Annotated in this window: 16 protein-coding genes; 2 read left to right on the top strand and 14 right to left on the bottom strand. The window is 38.5% G+C overall.

Annotation, left to right across the window (positions count from 1 at the left end; genetic code table 11):
• Window positions 1-30: 30 nt before the first annotated feature.
• A complete protein-coding gene (gene spoVK, locus P4V41_RS19440) occupies window positions 31-984 on the bottom strand; it encodes a stage V sporulation protein K (protein WP_328086789.1) in 954 nt (317 codons plus the stop codon).
• 274 nt (window positions 985-1258) lie between these two features.
• On the opposite strand from spoVK, the gene P4V41_RS19435 reads away from it, so the two are divergent.
• Window positions 1259-1879: a YitT family protein gene (locus P4V41_RS19435; RefSeq protein ID WP_328086788.1), complete on the top strand. Its 621-nt coding sequence runs from the start codon at window positions 1259-1261 to the stop codon at window positions 1877-1879.
• A gap of 134 nt (window positions 1880-2013) precedes the next feature.
• On the opposite strand, the gene P4V41_RS19430 is transcribed toward P4V41_RS19435, so the two are convergent.
• Window positions 2014-2592 (bottom strand): YhcN/YlaJ family sporulation lipoprotein, encoded by a 579-nt coding sequence (locus P4V41_RS19430; RefSeq protein ID WP_328086787.1) that lies wholly within the window; start codon window positions 2590-2592, stop codon window positions 2014-2016.
• 103 nt (window positions 2593-2695) lie between these two features.
• Between P4V41_RS19430 and P4V41_RS19425 the strand changes: the two genes are divergently transcribed.
• Window positions 2696-3676, top strand: a complete 981-nt coding sequence (locus P4V41_RS19425; RefSeq protein ID WP_328086786.1) for a site-specific integrase — start codon at window positions 2696-2698, stop codon at window positions 3674-3676.
• Between the two features lie 77 nt (window positions 3677-3753).
• On the opposite strand, the gene hfq is transcribed toward P4V41_RS19425, so the two are convergent.
• The 12 genes from hfq to spoVS form a co-directional block, all read right to left on the bottom strand.
• Window positions 3754-3990 (bottom strand): RNA chaperone Hfq, encoded by a 237-nt coding sequence (gene hfq, locus P4V41_RS19420; protein WP_066393852.1) that lies wholly within the window; start codon window positions 3988-3990, stop codon window positions 3754-3756.
• 31 nt (window positions 3991-4021) lie between these two features.
• Window positions 4022-4969: a tRNA (adenosine(37)-N6)-dimethylallyltransferase MiaA gene (miaA, locus tag P4V41_RS19415; protein ID WP_328086785.1), complete on the bottom strand. Its 948-nt coding sequence runs from the start codon at window positions 4967-4969 to the stop codon at window positions 4022-4024.
• 9 nt (window positions 4970-4978) lie between these two features.
• Window positions 4979-6871, bottom strand: coding sequence for a DNA mismatch repair endonuclease MutL (gene mutL, locus P4V41_RS19410; RefSeq protein ID WP_328086784.1), 1893 nt, complete (start codon window positions 6869-6871; stop codon window positions 4979-4981).
• A gap of 14 nt (window positions 6872-6885) precedes the next feature.
• Window positions 6886-9477, bottom strand: coding sequence for a DNA mismatch repair protein MutS (gene mutS, locus P4V41_RS19405; RefSeq protein ID WP_328086783.1), 2592 nt, complete (start codon window positions 9475-9477; stop codon window positions 6886-6888).
• 104 nt (window positions 9478-9581) lie between these two features.
• Window positions 9582-10154, bottom strand: a complete 573-nt coding sequence (gene cotE, locus P4V41_RS19400; RefSeq protein ID WP_144700658.1) for an outer spore coat protein CotE — start codon at window positions 10152-10154, stop codon at window positions 9582-9584.
• Window positions 10155-10622: 468 nt separating this feature from the next.
• Window positions 10623-11057 (bottom strand): RicAFT regulatory complex protein RicA family protein, encoded by a 435-nt coding sequence (locus P4V41_RS19395; protein WP_328086782.1) that lies wholly within the window; start codon window positions 11055-11057, stop codon window positions 10623-10625.
• Window positions 11057-12550: a tRNA (N6-isopentenyl adenosine(37)-C2)-methylthiotransferase MiaB gene (gene miaB, locus P4V41_RS19390; RefSeq protein ID WP_328086856.1), complete on the bottom strand. Its 1494-nt coding sequence runs from the start codon at window positions 12548-12550 to the stop codon at window positions 11057-11059. The genes P4V41_RS19395 and miaB overlap by 1 nt, the downstream gene beginning before the upstream one ends.
• Window positions 12551-12805: 255 nt before the next feature.
• Window positions 12806-13981: a glycine C-acetyltransferase gene (locus P4V41_RS19385; protein WP_328086855.1), complete on the bottom strand. Its 1176-nt coding sequence runs from the start codon at window positions 13979-13981 to the stop codon at window positions 12806-12808.
• Between the two features lie 23 nt (window positions 13982-14004).
• Window positions 14005-15045, bottom strand: coding sequence for an L-threonine 3-dehydrogenase (gene tdh / locus P4V41_RS19380; protein ID WP_328086781.1), 1041 nt, complete (start codon window positions 15043-15045; stop codon window positions 14005-14007).
• Between the two features lie 180 nt (window positions 15046-15225).
• Window positions 15226-16092, bottom strand: a complete 867-nt coding sequence (locus tag P4V41_RS19375) for a 2-oxoacid:ferredoxin oxidoreductase subunit beta (protein WP_328086780.1) — start codon at window positions 16090-16092, stop codon at window positions 15226-15228.
• A gap of 1 nt (window position 16093) precedes the next feature.
• Window positions 16094-17836, bottom strand: coding sequence for a 2-oxoacid:acceptor oxidoreductase subunit alpha (locus P4V41_RS19370; RefSeq protein ID WP_328086779.1), 1743 nt, complete (start codon window positions 17834-17836; stop codon window positions 16094-16096).
• A gap of 355 nt (window positions 17837-18191) precedes the next feature.
• Window positions 18192-18452: a stage V sporulation protein SpoVS gene (gene spoVS, locus P4V41_RS19365; protein WP_010193268.1), complete on the bottom strand. Its 261-nt coding sequence runs from the start codon at window positions 18450-18452 to the stop codon at window positions 18192-18194.
• Window positions 18453-18569 lie beyond the last annotated feature (117 nt).

Genomic DNA, 18569 nt, shown 5'->3' with positions numbered 1-18569 from the left:
CCCTGCTTTCCATAGTCTCCTCTCATCATATCAAATCGAATCCCGTTCTTCTAGCACAAGGTCATCACTTTGAATCGTCATCAGTGTTCTTCTGTCTTGATTTGTTTCGTTTAAGAGCCTTACTGATTGCCTTCTAACCGCTTTTTCAACCATATTACGGATGTATCTTCCATTTGAAAACGAACCTGGATTGCTGTTCTTTATCCGCTCAATGTGACTTTTTAGTTTCCATTCACAATCTCTTGTTAGCATGTATTCCCTTTCTGTGATCATTCTTTTTGCGATTTCCATTAATTCATCAACAGAATAATCCGGAAAAGAAATAACAATAGGAAATCTAGAAGGTAAACCCGGATTGAGTTTTAAAAAACGATCCATTTCTTTAGGATAACCAGCCAAGATGAGTATGAAATCGTGCTGCTGGTCTTCCATAGCTTTTACGAGTGTATCGATCGCCTCTTTGCCAAAGTCTTTTTCACCACCGCGGCCTAATGAATATGCTTCATCTATGAACAATATTCCACCGCTCGCCTTCTTTAAGAGCTCTCGTGTTTTTTGAGCCGTATGCCCAATATATTCACCGACAAGATCAGCTCTCTCTGCTTCGATCAGATGGCCTTTTGAGAGTACTTTCATCTCATGAAACAGTGTGCCTAATTTTCTAGCTACGGTCGTTTTTCCAGTACCTGGGTTTCCTTTAAACAACATATGAAGAGCTTGTTTCTCAGCTTTTAATCCTAATTCTTGACGGCATTTATTAATATGAAGCCAAGCATAGATCTCTTTCACATGAAATTTCAATTCATCCATTCCGACTAAACGGTTCAAGTCTTTTTCCATCTTGATTAGAGGTTGGTGCTTTTCAATAGTTTTCTCTTTTTTTCCAGCTAGTGCTGCTCCATCATCAATCTTTGATTTTTCGTTCGCTTGATTCAAAACGATATTGATCTGCCTTTGCTTTTTTATCGCAATAGGTTCATTCAAAAGGAACCACCTCACTTTGCCAGTCAAATCATTATACGCAACAATATCTGTTTCCGTGACAAATGCCTATATTATTTCATGATCCACTATTATCAATTTATGTTGTAGTCTTATGATCTACCACAAAGACAAGCCTTGTTTTTAAGATGAATAAATATCAATAATTTTGTAAGCGTTTTCTATTTTCAGATGAATAAAAATACTCAAGTATGCAGTATTTCCGTGTTATGTTAAATAATGTGAAAAAAGTACGAATCGAATGGAAGAAGAAATCATGCACATTAAACTTCAGAAAAGCTTTTACATATTGATCGGATTGTTTTTAACGGCGATTGGTATAAAATTATTAAACATCCACACTTTAACGTTTGGTGGAACCGCGGGCATCGCTACATTAGTATCATTTATGACGAATTGGACATGGGGTATATTATTTCTTATCGTGAACCTACCCTTCTTTATTCTATCGATCAAAAAAATGGGTTGGAATTTCTCACTATTGACGTTCCTTTGTATCATATTGATATCCGCCATATCAGATCTGATGGATTATCTTGCCCTTCCACTAATTTCCCCGATCGCAGCTGCGATCATTGCAGGAAGTCTGATAGGAATAGGCGTTAGTTTTGTATTAAATTCTGGAGCATCATTAGGCGGCATACACATTCTAGCTCTATATTTAGAGCAAAAGTCTAATATTAATCGAGGGCTATCCTTGTTTGTTACAGATTTTATTATCGTGTCTTCTGCTGTAGTGATGTTTGGTTTTAGAAATGCGCTTATTTCCATCATTGCAATAACTGTCGCTTCCTTCTTAACTGGAAGATTAAAAAGCACGGTTAAACCATCAGAAGTTCTGTATGAAACGTCTGATTTTAGAATCCCGTCAAAATAGCTAAAAGCATTCTCCACAAATCGGAGAATGCTTTTTTCATTACTTTTAAACGCTATTTGTTAACATATTATTAATTATGTTAATAATTTGTCTTTCCTTGTCATTTTCTGCGCTTGCTTAGGAAATAAAAGTTTTTATTCGTAGAGATCATCCCGCATGTGATTCTTCTCTTCATGCATTTCTTGCCTTTCAGTCGATTTCGACTGCCCTTTTAATGGCTTAATTTTACCTATTAAAATCCCTAGCTCATTGTATACTCCACTTTTTGAATGATGTTTACTATGTGACGCCGTGTTTCCAAGTTTCTTAATTTGCACGATCTTGTCTGGGTCCGTTGTAATCGCTGCATTCCTTCCATGTGCGTTCCCTTTTATTCCGTTATAAACTTCTTTCCGTAGTTGATCGTTTTCATTCCCTGATGAAACAGGCTCGTAAGGAACGATACCTACTAGTGTATAAATACCGCTTACAATAACATACGCCTTATCTACTCCGTTTACTTTTTCCGCAAGCTGAACGAGGTCCTTTGATTGATGAACTTCATCGGACTTTTCGACAACTAAAGGTGAATCTATTTGTGTATTTGGCTTTCTTTCTGATGTATCGTATTTAACTTGCTCTGTATCAAGAGTTTCATCTCCAGATCCGGTTTTACCTGAACAAGCACTGAAGATGAAAACTGAAGATAGAACGAGAACTCCTAATTTCCGCATTTTTTAACCATCCTTTTTTCCATAGTTTCCATTGGACTTTGTTGAAATATGCAAAAAAAAGACCCTTTGTTATAATGGGAAAAAGAGGTTATAGGAGGCAATAATGGAAGAATATCCACACTTACCCGAATATGCCGATTCATTTATTGTTCACTTACAGAAAAAAGATAGAACTAACAGCACGATTAAGCGTTATTATTATGATCTTTTAGATTTTTTTGCTTGGGTTCGAGTTATTAAAAAAACAGATGACTTACAAGTGATACAGAGCCTAGATTCATTAACGTTAAATGAATATTTTCTTTTTCTTTCTGAGCAAAGAGAATATAGAACCGCCACAAGTAGACGAGTTTTTACAGTTATAAAAAGTCTCTTTTTCTTTCTGCATACAACTAGAAAGATCTCTTCCAATCCATTTAATGATTTGGAGCAAACCCTTAGAGATGTCACTCAATTTACAGATGATGACTTTATTTCAGATGAAGAGTTCAAAACCCTTTTCCAAACCCTTTCTTCTTATGATGGACTAACAGAGAAACAACAAAAATACAGACACCTATTGATCAAAAGAAATGAAGCGATTCTCTCACTTCTTTATCGTTATGGCATTACATTGCAGGAAATCACTAATATAGAAATGAAACATGTTCATCTCACACAGCAGGAATTAACTGTGATCAACAAAAAAGAAACAAGGTTGATCGTACTTGACGATGAGACACACCGACTATTGTTTCAATACAAAGAAGATATCCCAGAAAGCATCCGACCTAGTAATTATTCCTCAGATCGTTTTTTTATTGCGTTTGATTACCAAAGAGGAACGTATCGCTTTGATTATGGAAACTATGAGCCAAAACCATTAACCGTTATCGCTATACAGAAGATGCTTAGACAGGAAATCCGACGCTCTGGTCTAAGAGAAGGGATCAGTTCTCAACATTTAAGAAGAACCGCCATTCTAAATCTTTTAAAAGAAGGAAAAGGTGAAGAAGATGTTCAATTGTGGTTTGGATTAAAATCAAACCTTACTTTGAACAGGTATGAAGCTTATTTAGAAACAGCTAAAATGAAGAAGATATAATAGGAGGAAAACTAAATAAAGGTAGAAATTTAAAAACTCCCTATCGACCTCTTTAAAGGTCAAAAGGGAGTATTTTATTATTCATTTGTATTTGCAGAAGACAAATCTACATTTCGATGTGGGGTAAACGTTGAAATGGCATGCTTGTAAATGAGGTGCTGTTTTCCTTCTGCCTCTAGTACAACCGTAAAGTTGTCAAACCCCTTTACTAAACCTTTAAGCTGAAAACCATTCAGCAAATATACGGTCACATAAATGTTTTCGCGACGTAACTGGTTTAAGTAATGATCTTGTAAATTGATTGATTGCTTCATGTGAACAGATCCTCCTCTTTGGGCATTACCCTTATACATTCTCGGAAATTTCTAATTTCCCTTCAACAAAGTGCTGAATTTCTTGAAATTTTTTGTGAAAGGGATCTTCGTCCATTCTAAACCATTCAACATCCATCTGGTTATGAAACCATGTAAATTGTCTTTTTGCGTAACGCCTAGAGTCTCTTTTTAACAAAGTGATCGCTTCCTCCAAAGTACTTTCCCCCGAAAAGTACGGAAAAAACTCTTTGTAACCTATCGCTTTCGCCGCAAGACTATTCGTAATGTTTTGTTCAAAAAGCATCTTCGCTTCGTTAAGTACCCCTTGTTGAACCATGAGATCCACTCGGTCGTTTATTCGTTTATACAATCGCTCTCGATCCATCGTCAATCCAACTAAGGCTAATTGATATAAAGATTCTTCTTCGCTCTTCTTTCCTTGTTCAGCAGAAGGGGCATTGCCTGTTGTATAGTAGATTTCAAGGGCTCTGATAACTCGCTGTACATTATTCGGATGAATTTCTTTAGCACGCTTTGGGTCGACTTTGAGTAGTTCAGCATGCAATACCTCTGATCCTTCGATCTCTGCCTTTTTTTGAAGTTCATCTCTCATCTCGTTATTTCGGTTTGCTTCTGAGAATTCATAGTGATGAGTGACAGCTCTTACGTATAACCCCGTTCCACCTACAATAATTGGAACCTTACCTCTTTGATTAATTTCAGATATTCGTTCCCTCGCCAGCTTTTGAAACTCAGCAACTGAGAACGCTTCTTTAGGATCTTTAATATCTATAAGATAATGAGGAATTCCTTCTTTTTCTTCCTCAGTAATCTTCGCTGTACCGATGTCTAGACCTCTATAGATCTGCATAGAATCCCCACTAATAATTTCACCGTCTAATCGCTTAGCAAGTTCGATACTGGTTTTTGTTTTCCCAACTGCTGTTGGGCCGATGATCACAACTAATTTTTCTTTCATCATTAACTCCTACATCACTCTTTTGAACATCTTCTCAAGTTCATACGTTGATAAATGGATCGTTATCGGTCTGCCGTGTGGACAAGTATAAGGATCTCTTGAAGTTCGAAGAGATTCTAACAAAGCAAAAATTTCATCGTTCCTTAAATGATGGTTAGCTTTAATTGATCCTTTACATGACATCATGATCGCTGCATCTTCTCTTAGTTTTTCGATATCAATTTTTTTATAATCGACTACCTGCTGGATGATATCCAGTATAATTTCTTTTTCATATCCGTTCGGAAACCATTGCGGATGCTCTCTTACGATAAAAGTATTTTGTCCAAAGGTTTCTAAAAACAGACCCACTTCACTAAGAGTCTCTATGTGACTCTCTAAAAAGGCAGATTCACTCGCTGTAAATTCAAAGGTATAAGGGACTGCTAACAGTTGAGTTTCCCGATCCACTTGCCCCACCTTTTTTCTGAAATACTCATATTTAATACGTTCTTGGGCAGCATGCTGATCGATTAAATATAATCCGTTCTCATTTTGAGCAAGTATATACGTTCCGTGCATCTGTCCGATCGGATACATAACAGGAATTTTATCAACAACCGCATCCGTAAGAGGATCATCATGCTCTTTCGTGACTGTTGTTTCATTCCATTCGGGGTACGGTAGTAAATCCACCGCAGACTCATCCATTTCATCAACTTTCCTTGGATCGTGTGAGGTCTCCCTTATTAGAGTAGGATCAGCATCATCTGAATTCATAATGAAACGGTTGTCACTTTGTGCGGTTTTCAAATCTGGTCCTACGACAGTTTGAACTTCTTGCTTTTTCCGTTGATAATCAAAAGAAAATGAAGGCTGTTCTTCTCTATCAGGCTGCTTTGGTTCTTTTTTCTTAAACTGAACATCCGGAATTAATTGCTGATTTCTGATTACTTTTCTGAGTTCGTTTTCAATAAGCTGAACTAATTCCGCTTCTTTACTCAACCTTGCTTCATGTTTTGATGGATGAACGTTAACATCAATAATTGTCGGATCCATTTTAACCGATAAGATAGCAATCGGAAAACGACCGATCGGCAGGAACGTATGATAAGCATTCTGTACAGCTTTTGATAGAGCATAGTTCTTGATATATCTTCCGTTCATAAAGAAGGACATATACTGACGTGACGCTCGATTCATTTCTGGTTTAGCTATAAAACCCGTTACTTCATAATCTAACGAAGAAAAAGAGACAGAGATCATGTTTTTAGCTGTTTGTATTCCATAAACAGATGCGATGATTTGAAGCAGGTTTCCGTTACCAGAAGTGTGCAGAAGCTCTTTTCCGTTATGCTTCAAACGAAAAGAAACATCTGGATTTGCAAGGGCAAGTCTGTTCACTAGATCACTGATTGTTCCTAATTCCGTCTGAATGGTCTTAACATGCTTCAATCTCGCTGGTGTGTTATAGAATAAGTTACGAACAGTAAGGTCTGTACCTTTTCTGCTATTCGTCTGCTGCTGTTTTATGATTCTACCATTCTCAATAAACAGGTAAGCACCTGGCCCATCACCCGTTGATGATTTGAGTTCGACTTGAGAAACAGAGGAGATACTCGGTAATGCTTCTCCTCTAAAACCCATGGTACGAATTTGGATTAAATCTTGCTCACTTTTAATCTTACTCGTCGCATGTCGGTTAAAAGCGAGTACACAATCTTCCGGCTCGATTCCGTCCCCGTCATCAAGAACACGAATGAGTGATAACCCACCTTCTTCAACCTCAATCTCTATTCTCTTAGCGTTCGCATCGATGGAATTTTCAACAAGTTCTTTCACAACAGAGGCTGGGCGTTCAACAACTTCACCAGCAGCGATCTTATTGGAAAGATGTTCATCTAATTGTACAATTTTGCCCATTCATCACGCCTCCTTTATCTTACTTTTTTTTGCAGTTTGTATAACGCGTTCATCGCATCAAGAGGAGTCATCTCTAATACATTTAAACCTCTTAACTCTTTGATCAGCTCTTGCTCTTTAGAATCTCTTTTGTTCGTCGTTTCCTCTTTTTCAACAAAAAGACTCAGCTGACTTTCTTGAAGATCCTCTTCCTTAGTAACCGACACCTCCTGAATGGGAAGTGCTTCTCGTTTTTCTTGATTTTCATAGGTTTGTAAGATTGTCTTTGCTCTAGAGATCACCGGTTCAGGAAGTTCAGCAAGTTCTGCCACTTGTATACCAAAACTTTTATCTGCTTGCCCATCAATCACTTTATGCAAAAATACGAGACTTCCATTCTCTTCAACTGCACTTACAAACACATTTTTTAGAGAGTGAAGAGACTCTTCTAAAACGGTTAGTTCGTGGTAATGAGTAGAGAATAATGTTTTTGCAGCTATTTCTTCATGAATGAATTCAATAATTGATTGTGCTAATGCCATCCCATCATAAGTAGAGGTTCCTCGTCCGATCTCATCTAAAAGAATTAAACTGTTTTCTGTTGCACTTGTTAAGGCAAAGTTCGTCTCAAGCATCTCGACCATGAACGTACTTTGTCCACCGACAAGATCATCAGCAGCTCCAATTCGAGTAAAGATCTGATCAAACATTGGAAGCTCAGCACTCTCTGCTGGAACAAAGCACCCGATCTGCATCATGACCGCTGTAAGAGCTAACTGGCGCATATACGTACTCTTACCAGCCATGTTTGGACCCGTAATAAGGAGCATGTTTCTATCGTTATTTAAAACAATGTCGTTTGGCACATATTCTTGGGCATCCATAACCTTTTCTACAACAGGATGTCTTCCGTTCACAATATTAACGATTCCACCCTCTGAAACTTTCGGCCTTACATATCGATATTGCTCACTGATCGCAGCAAAAGATTGCATGACATCGAGTTCAGAGATAGCTGATGCAAGTTCTTGCAGTCCTGGTATATATTGCTTTACATACTCTCTTACTTCCAAGAAGAGTGTATATTCTAATCCTGAAATCTTCTCTTCCGCTTCTAAGATGATTCTTTCTTTTTCTTTCAGTTCTGGCGTAACATATCTCTCAGCGTTTGCGAGCGTCTGTTTTCGTTCATAACGATCTGGTACTTGTGAAAGGTTAGATTTTGTAACCTCGAAATAATAACCAAAGATCTTGTTAAAGCCAATCTTTAAAGACTTAATTCCTGAAGCTGCTTTTTCTTGTTGTTCAAGAGAGGCAATCCATGCTTTACCGTTGCTGCTCGCATCTTTATATTGATCAAGTTGCTCATTGTAACCTGCTTTGATGAGTCCACCTTCTTTAATATGGATAGGTGCATCATCATGAATAGCAGAATCTAAAAAGTCTCTGAGTGTTCTATGTTCATTCATCTTCTTATGAAGCTCAAGCGCATATTTCCCTTCAATACTCTTGATCTTTTCTTTTAAGACCGGAACACTGAACAAAGATCTTTTCAATTGTACAAGATCCCTCGGACTAGCGTTTCCATAGGATATTTTAGCTATCAACCGTTCCATATCATAAACAGACTTCAATTGTTCTTTAATCTCTTCACGAGTAAAGAATTCCCCGATCAAGTTTTCGACGAGCTGAAGCCGCTTCTCGATCGTTTCTTTCACAAACAAAGGCTCTTCAACCCATTGTTTAAGCTTTCTAGCACCCATTGCTGTCATCGTGGCATCTAATAGCCATAATAACGAACCTTTTTTTCCTTTAGCACGGATTGATTCTGTTAATTCTAAATTCCGTTTTGAAAAGGCATCAAGCTTCATTCTTTTATCGTTCTGCTGAAATTCCACAGCTTTTATATGGTGAAAAGATCGCTTTTGTGTATGAGTTAGATAGTTGAACAACCGTCCTGAAGCACGTAATAAGATGGGGTCAGAGATTGTCTGAACAAGTTGATTAAACTCACTATCTATAGAACTCTCTTCCTGGATAGAAACGGAAGCTTGTCCTGTCTGTGTAACTGTGTTCGTCCAAGCATCATACAATTCTTTGTTTCCAACAATCTCTTTAACTCCGTGACTTAAAAGTAATTGAATGAACGATAACTGATTTCCGTCATATGTATATCCCTTCAACTCACCTGTTGAAAGATCACAAAGAACGTATCCATAAGAATCATTATCCTTTTCTATCGATACAAGAAAATTGTTCTCTCTATCTTGAAGAAGATGGTCATCAATAACCGTTCCTGGCGTAATAATCTGGATGACTTCACGTTTCACTACCCCAACAGATAGTTTAGGATCTTCTACTTGTTCACAGATTGCTACTCTATGTCCATTCTCAACTAATGTTTTGATATAACCTGCTGACGAATGATAAGGTATCCCACACATCGGAATTCGATCTTGAGAACCTCCATCTCTGCTTGTTAGTGTAATTTCAAGGATTTGAGATGCTCGAACAGCATCTTCAAAGAACATTTCATAAAAATCTCCTAGACGGAAAAATAAAAAGGCATCCTGATGAGCTGCCTTGATTGATAAATATTGTTGTATCATTGGAGTATATTGAGCCATAATTTCACCTTTTTCATAACATTTCAATGTCGCTATTATAACATAATTCACAACATCTATCGTTTTCTCTGCATGAAAAAAACGGGAAGCTCTCTCCCCGTTTTCTATTCTTCTAAATCACCTATTAAAAAGTTCGGATCAAGGTCTTCAAAATTCTCATCTTCCACATCATATTCCCAATCTCTTGTCTCTACATCATCAAAACCATCCGGGTTCACATACACACAGACTTTTGTTTCACCGATAATTTCACAAACAAACTCTCTTTCTACTTGAACGATAACTTTATTTCCGTTAGGTGAGATCGTCGCTTCTAACGTATTAGGCTCTTGAAGTGCACGGCAAGTAACTTCATATTGATTACCTAACGCATTCTTATCCCTCACGCTAAGATCCACTTTGTCTACAAAATGAATGGTTTCTGTCACGACTTCTGTGCGAGTATTATCATTGTATGAATACCACACGTTGATGTCATAACTTCCTTCCACATCAACTGCTTCACCATTCCGCTTTGGTTTATATGCATGGTTGATGATCCAGCATCCTAGAATGCTGCTAGGACGATGACTCGGCGCAATCGTATGCGTAGCCTGAGAAAATTTTCTGCCTTTTCCACAGACCGCTTTTGTGATGATTTCTCTGTAAGTCAACTCTTGTTCTACCCGTCTTGACATACATGAATCCCTCCTCTACCAATCTCCATACAGTATATGCTGGGCGGATGCCTATTGTGTCTTCATTTATTTGAAACACAATTAGTCTAAGTATATGGGCGCTTGTTGTCCAATGTTCTCAAAATATTATATATGATGGACGGTACGTGAAATTATTTAGGGATGATTGGACTTATAAAAGTAGTGGTTCTTTACTTAAGGATACACGCTTTAAGAGGTATGTGAGCCTATAGGACGTCGCGGAATTTGTCGAGGTTTGTAGACTCGTGGATAAACGGAGAAAACTTTTGGATTGAGAGCCGAATCTCGTGGATAAACAGCATAAACTTTTGGATTCCACACCAAAACTTCTGGATAGCGATGACTTAATACCTCTATGGGTATGTGCGAAACGTCGGATATACGAGGTAATCACACTAAAAAACACGATGCCTGCAAGAGACATCGTGTTTTTTAGTATATATACGTTTAGTGACAACCGCAGCCGCCAGGAGAACAACCTTCTTGAGAACCAGTAGTCCCTTTTAAAAGGTCTCCGCCAGTTGATTCGATGATCTCATCTGTAACTTTGTTAGAGATCGTATGTGAAACCATTTGTAAGATATCATTCACATCACTTTGAGATTGTTTGAACTCTTGTACAACTGGAATGCTATCAAGCTCAGCCATCAAAGCATCGATCTTTTCTTCAACTTCTCTTGATGCTTCATGCTTTTGATAATGTTGAAGATTAACAGCTTGTTTTTGAAGATTCTTAATCTGTCCCATCAATCTTGCTACATTTGAATTCGTATTGATCATAGCTTCTGCTTTTTTAAAAAATTCAACTTCATCAGTCGTTGCGATCATTTTTGCTAGTTCTTTTGCTTTACCCAAGATTTCTTCTTTAGTATATGTGCTCATTAGCCTACCACCTCTGATTTTTCTTCTACCCAATCGCCGCCAAGGTTCCATGTTTTAGCATCTGTAATCTGAACTTTGACAATTTCACCTATTAAGTGCTTAGGAGCTTTAAAGTTTACTACTTTGTTTGAACCGGTGTGACCCGTTAGTACATCAGGATTCTTTTTACTTTCTCCCTCAACTAACACTTCCACTACTTTACCGACATATGCTTTGTTCTTCTCTAAAGAGATATCATTGAGCAAGGCGTTCAGCCTCTGCAGACGCTCACGTTTCACTTCCATCGGAACATTGTCTTGCATCTTTGCAGCTGGCGTGCCTTCACGCGGTGAATAGATAAACGTGTATGCAGCATCATACTGCACTTCTTTAACAAGCGATAATGTCTCTTCGAACTGTTCTTCTGTCTCGTTCGGAAACCCAACAATAATATCCGTAGTCAAGGCTACATTCGGCATCGCAGCTTTTATCTTGTTTACAAGCTCTAAATAATGCTCACGTGTGTATTTACGAGCCATTAATTTGAGTATGTCGCTGTTTCCGTGCTGAACTGGCAGATGAACATGATCGACGATGTTTCCACCTTTAGCAAGAACTTCAATCAATCGATCATCAAAGTCACGAGGATGACTTGTAGTAAAACGAAGTCTAGGAATATCAATCTTACGGATCTCATCCATGAGATCTCCTAGACCATACTCTAGGTCTTCAAAATCTTTTCCGTATGCATTCACATTTTGACCTAGAAGCGTTACTTCCTTATAGCCTTCTCTTGCAAGCTGCCTTACTTCTTCGATGATATCTTGAGGATAACGACTTCTTTCTTTTCCTCGCGTGTATGGAACAATGCAATATGTACAGAATTTGTCGCAGCCATACATAATGTTGACCCAGCCTTTAACGTTTCCTTTACGCTTTCTAGGAAGGTTCTCGACGATATCCCCTTCCTTAGACCAAACTTCAACTACCATCTCTTTAGAGAATAATGCGTTCTCAATAATTTGAGGCAGACGATGAATATTATGAGTACCAAAGATCATGTCAACTTGAGGGTACGTGGTAAGAATACGGTTAACAACAGATTCTTCTTGTGACATACATCCACAAACACCTAGAAGAAGATTAGGGTTGTTCGCTTTTGTATGTTTTAAATGTCCCAGTTCACCAAACACCTTGTTCTCTGCATTTTCACGAATAGCACACGTATTAAGAAGGATTACGTCAGCATCTTCAGTAGAATAAGTGGTTTCATACCCCATCTCATTCAATATTCCTGCCATAACCTCTGTATCATGCTCGTTCATCTGACATCCGTAAGTACGAATATAAAACTTTTTGCCAACACCAATATTTTTTAAATTTTCCGGAATCGAAAAATCTTTTAATATTTGTACTTGTTCTTTTCCACGCTTTTTCGCGTCTTTTAAAGAAGGCGGTGCATACGTAGATTGAAAGTATTGTGAGTAGTCTCTCTCTTTTTTATTCGTCTTCATTTCTTGATTGTCTTTCGTAATATCCAAGACATCATCACTCCTTATTGCCCTTACTGCTAGGTAATCCGTTCAAAGTTAATCTAGTATTTCATCCAACTGTAACATTATATCAAAAATTGGATTATAGTTAAACTTGTAATCGTTTTAGTTTACATAATATAATTATGGTTTATATGTGTAACGGGTTTTTTCTGTTCAAAAAAAGTTGACCTTAAAAGCTTACTAATGCGCCTTTAAAGTCAACTTTACAAGTAACTATATAATATTTAATTCTTTCCCTGCTTTTTCAAATGCATCTAATGCAGCTTGAAGCTCCTCTTTCGTATGCTGTGCCGTTACAATCGTACGTACGCGAGCTTTTCCTTTAGCCACTGTTGGGAAAGCGATACCTTGAGCGAATACGCCATACTTCAATAAAGTATCTGAAAGTTTGTGTGCAAGCGCATCATCACCTACTAAAACCGGTGTGATAGGTGTCTCACTAACTCCTGTATTAAACCCTAGTTCTTTTAATCCTGCCTTAAAGAACTTCGTGTTCTCCCACAGTCTTTCCATATGTTCTGGTTCTTCTTCTAAAACGTCAATCGCGGCTGAACTCGCTGCGATTACTGCTGGCGGATGTGATGTGCTAAACAAGAACGGACGTCCTTTATGGATAAGATAGTCTCTTAACGTTTGGGTACTCGCAATATAGCCACCTAGCACACCAATTGCTTTACTTAATGTTCCCACTTGAATGTGAACACGACCGTTCAAGTTAAAATGATCGATCGTACCGCGGCCATTTGTTCCTAATACACCACTCGCATGTGCGTCGTCTACCATTACGAGGGCATCGTACTTTTCAGCGAGCTCAAGGATTCCAGGAAGAGGTGCAATATTACCGTCCATTGAGAAAACACCGTCTGTTACGACGATTCTTTTTCTAAATTCTTGTGTCTCTTTTAATGCTGCTTCTAAATCGTCTAGATCCACGTGTTTGTAGATTCTTCTTTTTGCTTTCGTCAAACGGATACCGTCAATGATTGATGCATGGTTCAATTCATCTGAAATGACGACGTCTTGATCAGTAAGAATAGCGGATAGGATTCCTTGGTTCGTTGAAAAACCAGATTGGAAGACAAGACATGCTTCTGTATGTTTAAATTCCGCAAGCTTTTTTTCGAATTCTTCATGCATGGATAGAGTTCCAGCAATCGTACGTACAGAGCCCGTACCAACGCCAAATTCTTCTACTGCTTGTAGGGCTGCTTCTTTCATTTTAGGGTGACTTGTAAGTCCTAAGTAGTTGTTGGAAGAGAGCTGGATCACTTCTTTTCCGTTGATCACAACTTTAGAACCTTGCTCTGATTCTAGTGGTACAAGCTTTCTAAACGTACCTTCTTCTTTCATATGGTCCAATTCTTCTTGCAGGTATTCAAAACCTTTCATCATGTATGAAGCCCCTTTCGATTTTAAGGAATAAGAACTACTTTTCCACAATTTCCTTTTATCATTAGATCAAAGCCTTCTTCAAACTTTTCAAGTGGAAGTGTATGAGTGATGATCATTTCTGGATGCATACTGCCTGACTGTAAAAGTCCTGAAACCTGTTGCCATGTTTCATACATTTTTCTTCCCGTTATTCCTTGAACAGTAACACCTTTAAATACTACATCGTTCGTTAGGTCGATCTCAACAGGTTTAACAGGCAGACTTAGGATAGAAACACGACCGCCGTTTGTGATCATTTTAAATCCTTGATCGATCGCAACTGGATGACCGCTCATCTCACAAACAACATCTACACCATTACCATCCGTTAAATCCATTACTTTTTCAACAGGATCGATCGTTTTAGGGTTGATTACTTCTGTCGCACCTATCCTTTTAGCAAGGTCTAAACGATAATCATTCAGATCGATAGCGATTACCTGACTTGCACCAGCTGCTTTAGCAACGTTAACCGCCATGACCCCGATCGGGCCGCATCCGATGACAGCTACTGCTTTACCAGCAACATCACCTGCTAAAACCGTATGAACAGCATTTCCCATCGGCTCTTGAATCGACCCATGTTCAAACGGCATCTTAGGATCATTTTTCCAGATGTTCTCTGATGGCATTGCTACATACTCTGCGAAACACCCGTGAGTATCAACACCGATGATCTTTGTGTTCTTACAGATGTGGAACTGTCCTTTTAAACATTGTGGACAAGAATGACAGACTATATGAGTTTCAGCTGAAACATGATCTCCAACAGAAACATTTGTAACAGCACTTCCTACTTTTTCAACAACACCTGAAAACTCGTGTCCGAATACATAAGGAGTTTTAACACGACTCTGTGACCATTCATCCCATGTATAAATATGGACATCTGTTCCACAGATTGAAGTCGCTTTAACTTTAATCAATACTTCACTTTCATTAATTTCAGGAATATCTACTGTTTCTAATCTAGCTCCATAACCCGCATGATGCTTAACTATTGCTTTCATTTTTCCTTGCACAGAAACACCCCTCACTAAAACCTTAAATATCTTATCTATCGATAATTGTACATGGATTAAACAGCAAGGTAAAGAGCCGTGTCCATTCCACGTGGACATTCGCGGATACCAAAAAAAATTTGCAGAATTTTTTTATTAAGAAGAAAGCCCCTCTCCTAATTTTAGGAGAAGGGCTCGGTCTTACATGAATTCTGACATCAATTGATTGAACTTTTCTTCTGGCAAATTCAAGTCTACTTTTGCAAGTGCTTCTTTGCTGTATCCGTGTGCTAGATCTTGATAAGAAGGTTTTACCTTGTCTTGATAGATAATCCCTTTTACAAGCCCTTTGTTTTCCATTAGCGTCTGCATAGCCATCATACGGTTTGAAGAATCATAGTTCTCAATCGTGCTTAAGGAAACGAGATGTTCTTTAAACCAATCATATGTGTTCACTTTGTTATATGTAACACATGGAGAGAATACATTGATCAGCGAGAAGCCTTTATGATTGATCCCAGCTTCTATAATCGATGTTAACTCTTTTAAATCTGTTGAAAAACTTTGAGCAACAAACGTAGCTCCAGCCGTTAAAGCAAGTTCCATGACGCCGATCGCTGACTCTACAGATCCTTCTGGTGTACTCTTCGTTTTAAAACCAACATCCGATCGAGGCGATGTTTGTCCTTTAGTTAAACCATAGATTTGGTTATCCATTACAATATAAGTGATATCTATGTTTCGTCTGATCGCATGTACAGTGTGACCCATTCCGATCGCGAACCCATCTCCATCTCCACCTGAAGCGATAACAGTCAGATCACGGTTTGCCATCTTAACTCCTTGTGCAATCGGCAACGAACGGCCATGAATACCATGGAAACCATAAGATTTGATATACCCTGAAATACGTCCTGAACAGCCAATTCCTGATACTACTGCAAGATTATCTGGTTCTAAACCTACATTTGCAGCTGCCCTTTGAATTGCCGCCTGTACAGAAAAATCTCCACACCCTGGACACCAGTTCGGTTTGATGCTGTTACGAAAATCTTTAAATGTAGCCATATTAAACCAGCTCCTTGCATTTCATGACAACTTCTGATGGCAAGAAAGGATTCCCATCATATTTTAACAAGTTTTTAATCTTTTCATGCTGAGGAACATTCATTCTTAAAATGTTAGCCAGCTGTCCTGTCGCATTGTTCTCCACTACGATTACGTTCTTCGCTTTGTCGATCATTGATTTCATCTCATCGGCAGGGAACGGATGGATCAAACGAATATGAGCATGATTAACTTTTAATCCATCAGCTTCTAAACGAGGGATCGCTTCTTCAATTACTCCTCTTGTTGAATTAAATCCGACTAAAAGGATATCTGCTTCTTCATGAGGAGCTTGTTTAACAACCGGTACGTTAAAACGCAGGTTCTGAAGTTTGCGTAAGCGTTTATCCATCTGCTTTTGACGGTTTGCAGCTACTTCTGACGGCTTTCCAGTCTCATCATGCTCAACACCCGTTACATGGTGAATACCGTTTTTCATACCTGGTATTACGCGAGGAGAAATACCATCTTCAGTTACTTCATAGCGCTTAAAGTATCCATCTTTATCATCAGTATCTGGAAGCTCTTCTTTTGGATTAAGCTTACCGCGTCGGATCTCTACGCGACTATAGTCTAGTGGTTCTACCGATTGTTTCCCTAGAGAAAGTTGAAGATCTGTAAGTAAAATAACCGGAATCTGATATTCTTCTGCGATATTCAACGCCTCAACAGCGTCATAGAATGCTTCTTCAACCGTACTTGGTGCCATAACCACTTTTGGAATCTCACCATGAGTTCCATAGATCATCGCCATCAGATCAGATTGTTCTTGTTTTGTAGGCAGTCCTGTTGATGGGCCCCCACGTTGTGTGTCTACGACAACTAAAGGAACCTCTGTCATTCCAGATAGACCTAACGCTTCCATCATTAATGATAGACCTGGTCCTGCAGACGATGTAATCGTACGCACACCTGCATAGTTTGCTCCGATTGCCATCGTACAAGCAGCAATCTCATCTTCTGTTTGAATGACAGTCCCACCAAACTCTGGCAGTTTTTTAATCAGGTATTCCATAATCTCAGATGCCGGTGTGATCGGATAAGCGGACATGAAGCGCACGCCTCCTGCCACAAATCCTAGAGCGATCGCATCGTTTCCAATCATGAACATTCTCTTTTTGCCATCTGCTTTATTTAATTGAAAACCATCAATCTGGCCACCAGATAAATCATTAAAATGGTCTGCGCCTTTTTGAATGGCTTCCATATTCTTTTCTACGACTTTTGCACCTTTACGAGCAAAGATCTCTTCTACAACTTCTAGATAGCTCTCTACTGGAAGCCCTAATACAGCGCTCGTCGCTCCGATCGCTACCATGTTTTTCATTAGAGATGTGCCCAGTTCACTTGCAATCTCTGTAAATGGTACTGCATATAATCTAACATTCAAATCCTCAGGAACAGTAGGATTGAATTTTGAATCTCCAATCACAACTCCTCCATCACGAAGCTCATGTACATTCACATCAATTGTTTCTTGATCGAATGCTATTAAAATATCAAGATCATCAGAGATCGAACGGGTTTCACTCGTGCTTACACGAATTTTATTGTTGGTATGACCGCCTTTAATTCTGGAAGAAAAGTGTCGATAGCTATACAGATAGTAGCCTTGGCGGTTGAGTGCCATCGCAAAAATTTCACCTGTACTATCAATTCCTTCACCTTGCTGTCCGCCAACTTTCCAAGAAAGTTGATCAATCATGTACTCCACCCTTTCAGTAACCCAAACGTTAATTTTTTCAATCAATTGTTTGATTTAGTATGGTTTCATGTTGTGTTGAACGCGCATTATCACGTTTACTTAAATTATGTACTAAACGTCTACAATTCTAGACTTAACTTTATAAAAATGCAAGTATTCGCCTAGCATAATTCAAACTATTACAAAAAATGTAAATAAATGAAAGCGCTTTAAAATACTTGGTACTCTCTTAGAATTCTAGATGTGTTTAATCATTTCCTTCTCTTATTCTTAGCATCTCTTCTAAAAAGAAAATAAGTCTACAAAACTAAAAACCTGCTTGCTCTATTGAATGAGCAAGCAGGTTTCACATTAATTAGCGCGGTTCAACAATTAATTTAATAGCCGTTCTTTCTTCCCCATCAATTAAGATATCTGTAAATGCTGGAATACAAATGAGGTCAACTCCGCTCGGTGCTACGAAACCTCGTGCGATAGCTACTGCTTTAACAGCTTGATTTAATGCACCTGCTCCGATTGCCTGAATTTCAGCGCCTCCGCGTTCCCGGAGAACACCAGCAAGTGCACCAGCTACAGAGTTGGGGTTGGATTTTGCTGAAACTTTTAATATTTCCATTGTTTTGAACCTCCTTCAGGATAGATACCTGTTCTACTATATTCATTGATTTAGGCTTGTATTCCTGCCACAACAAAATTGTACTTTCTCTCTTCTTTTCTTGCTGTTTTGTTATAG

The organism is Fictibacillus nanhaiensis, assembly GCF_036213205.1.
Lineage (GTDB): Bacteria > Bacillota > Bacilli > Bacillales > Fictibacillaceae > Fictibacillus > Fictibacillus nanhaiensis_E.
The sequence above is the reverse complement of the archived record's forward strand: the minus strand, read 5'-3'. Positions and strand labels throughout refer to the sequence as shown.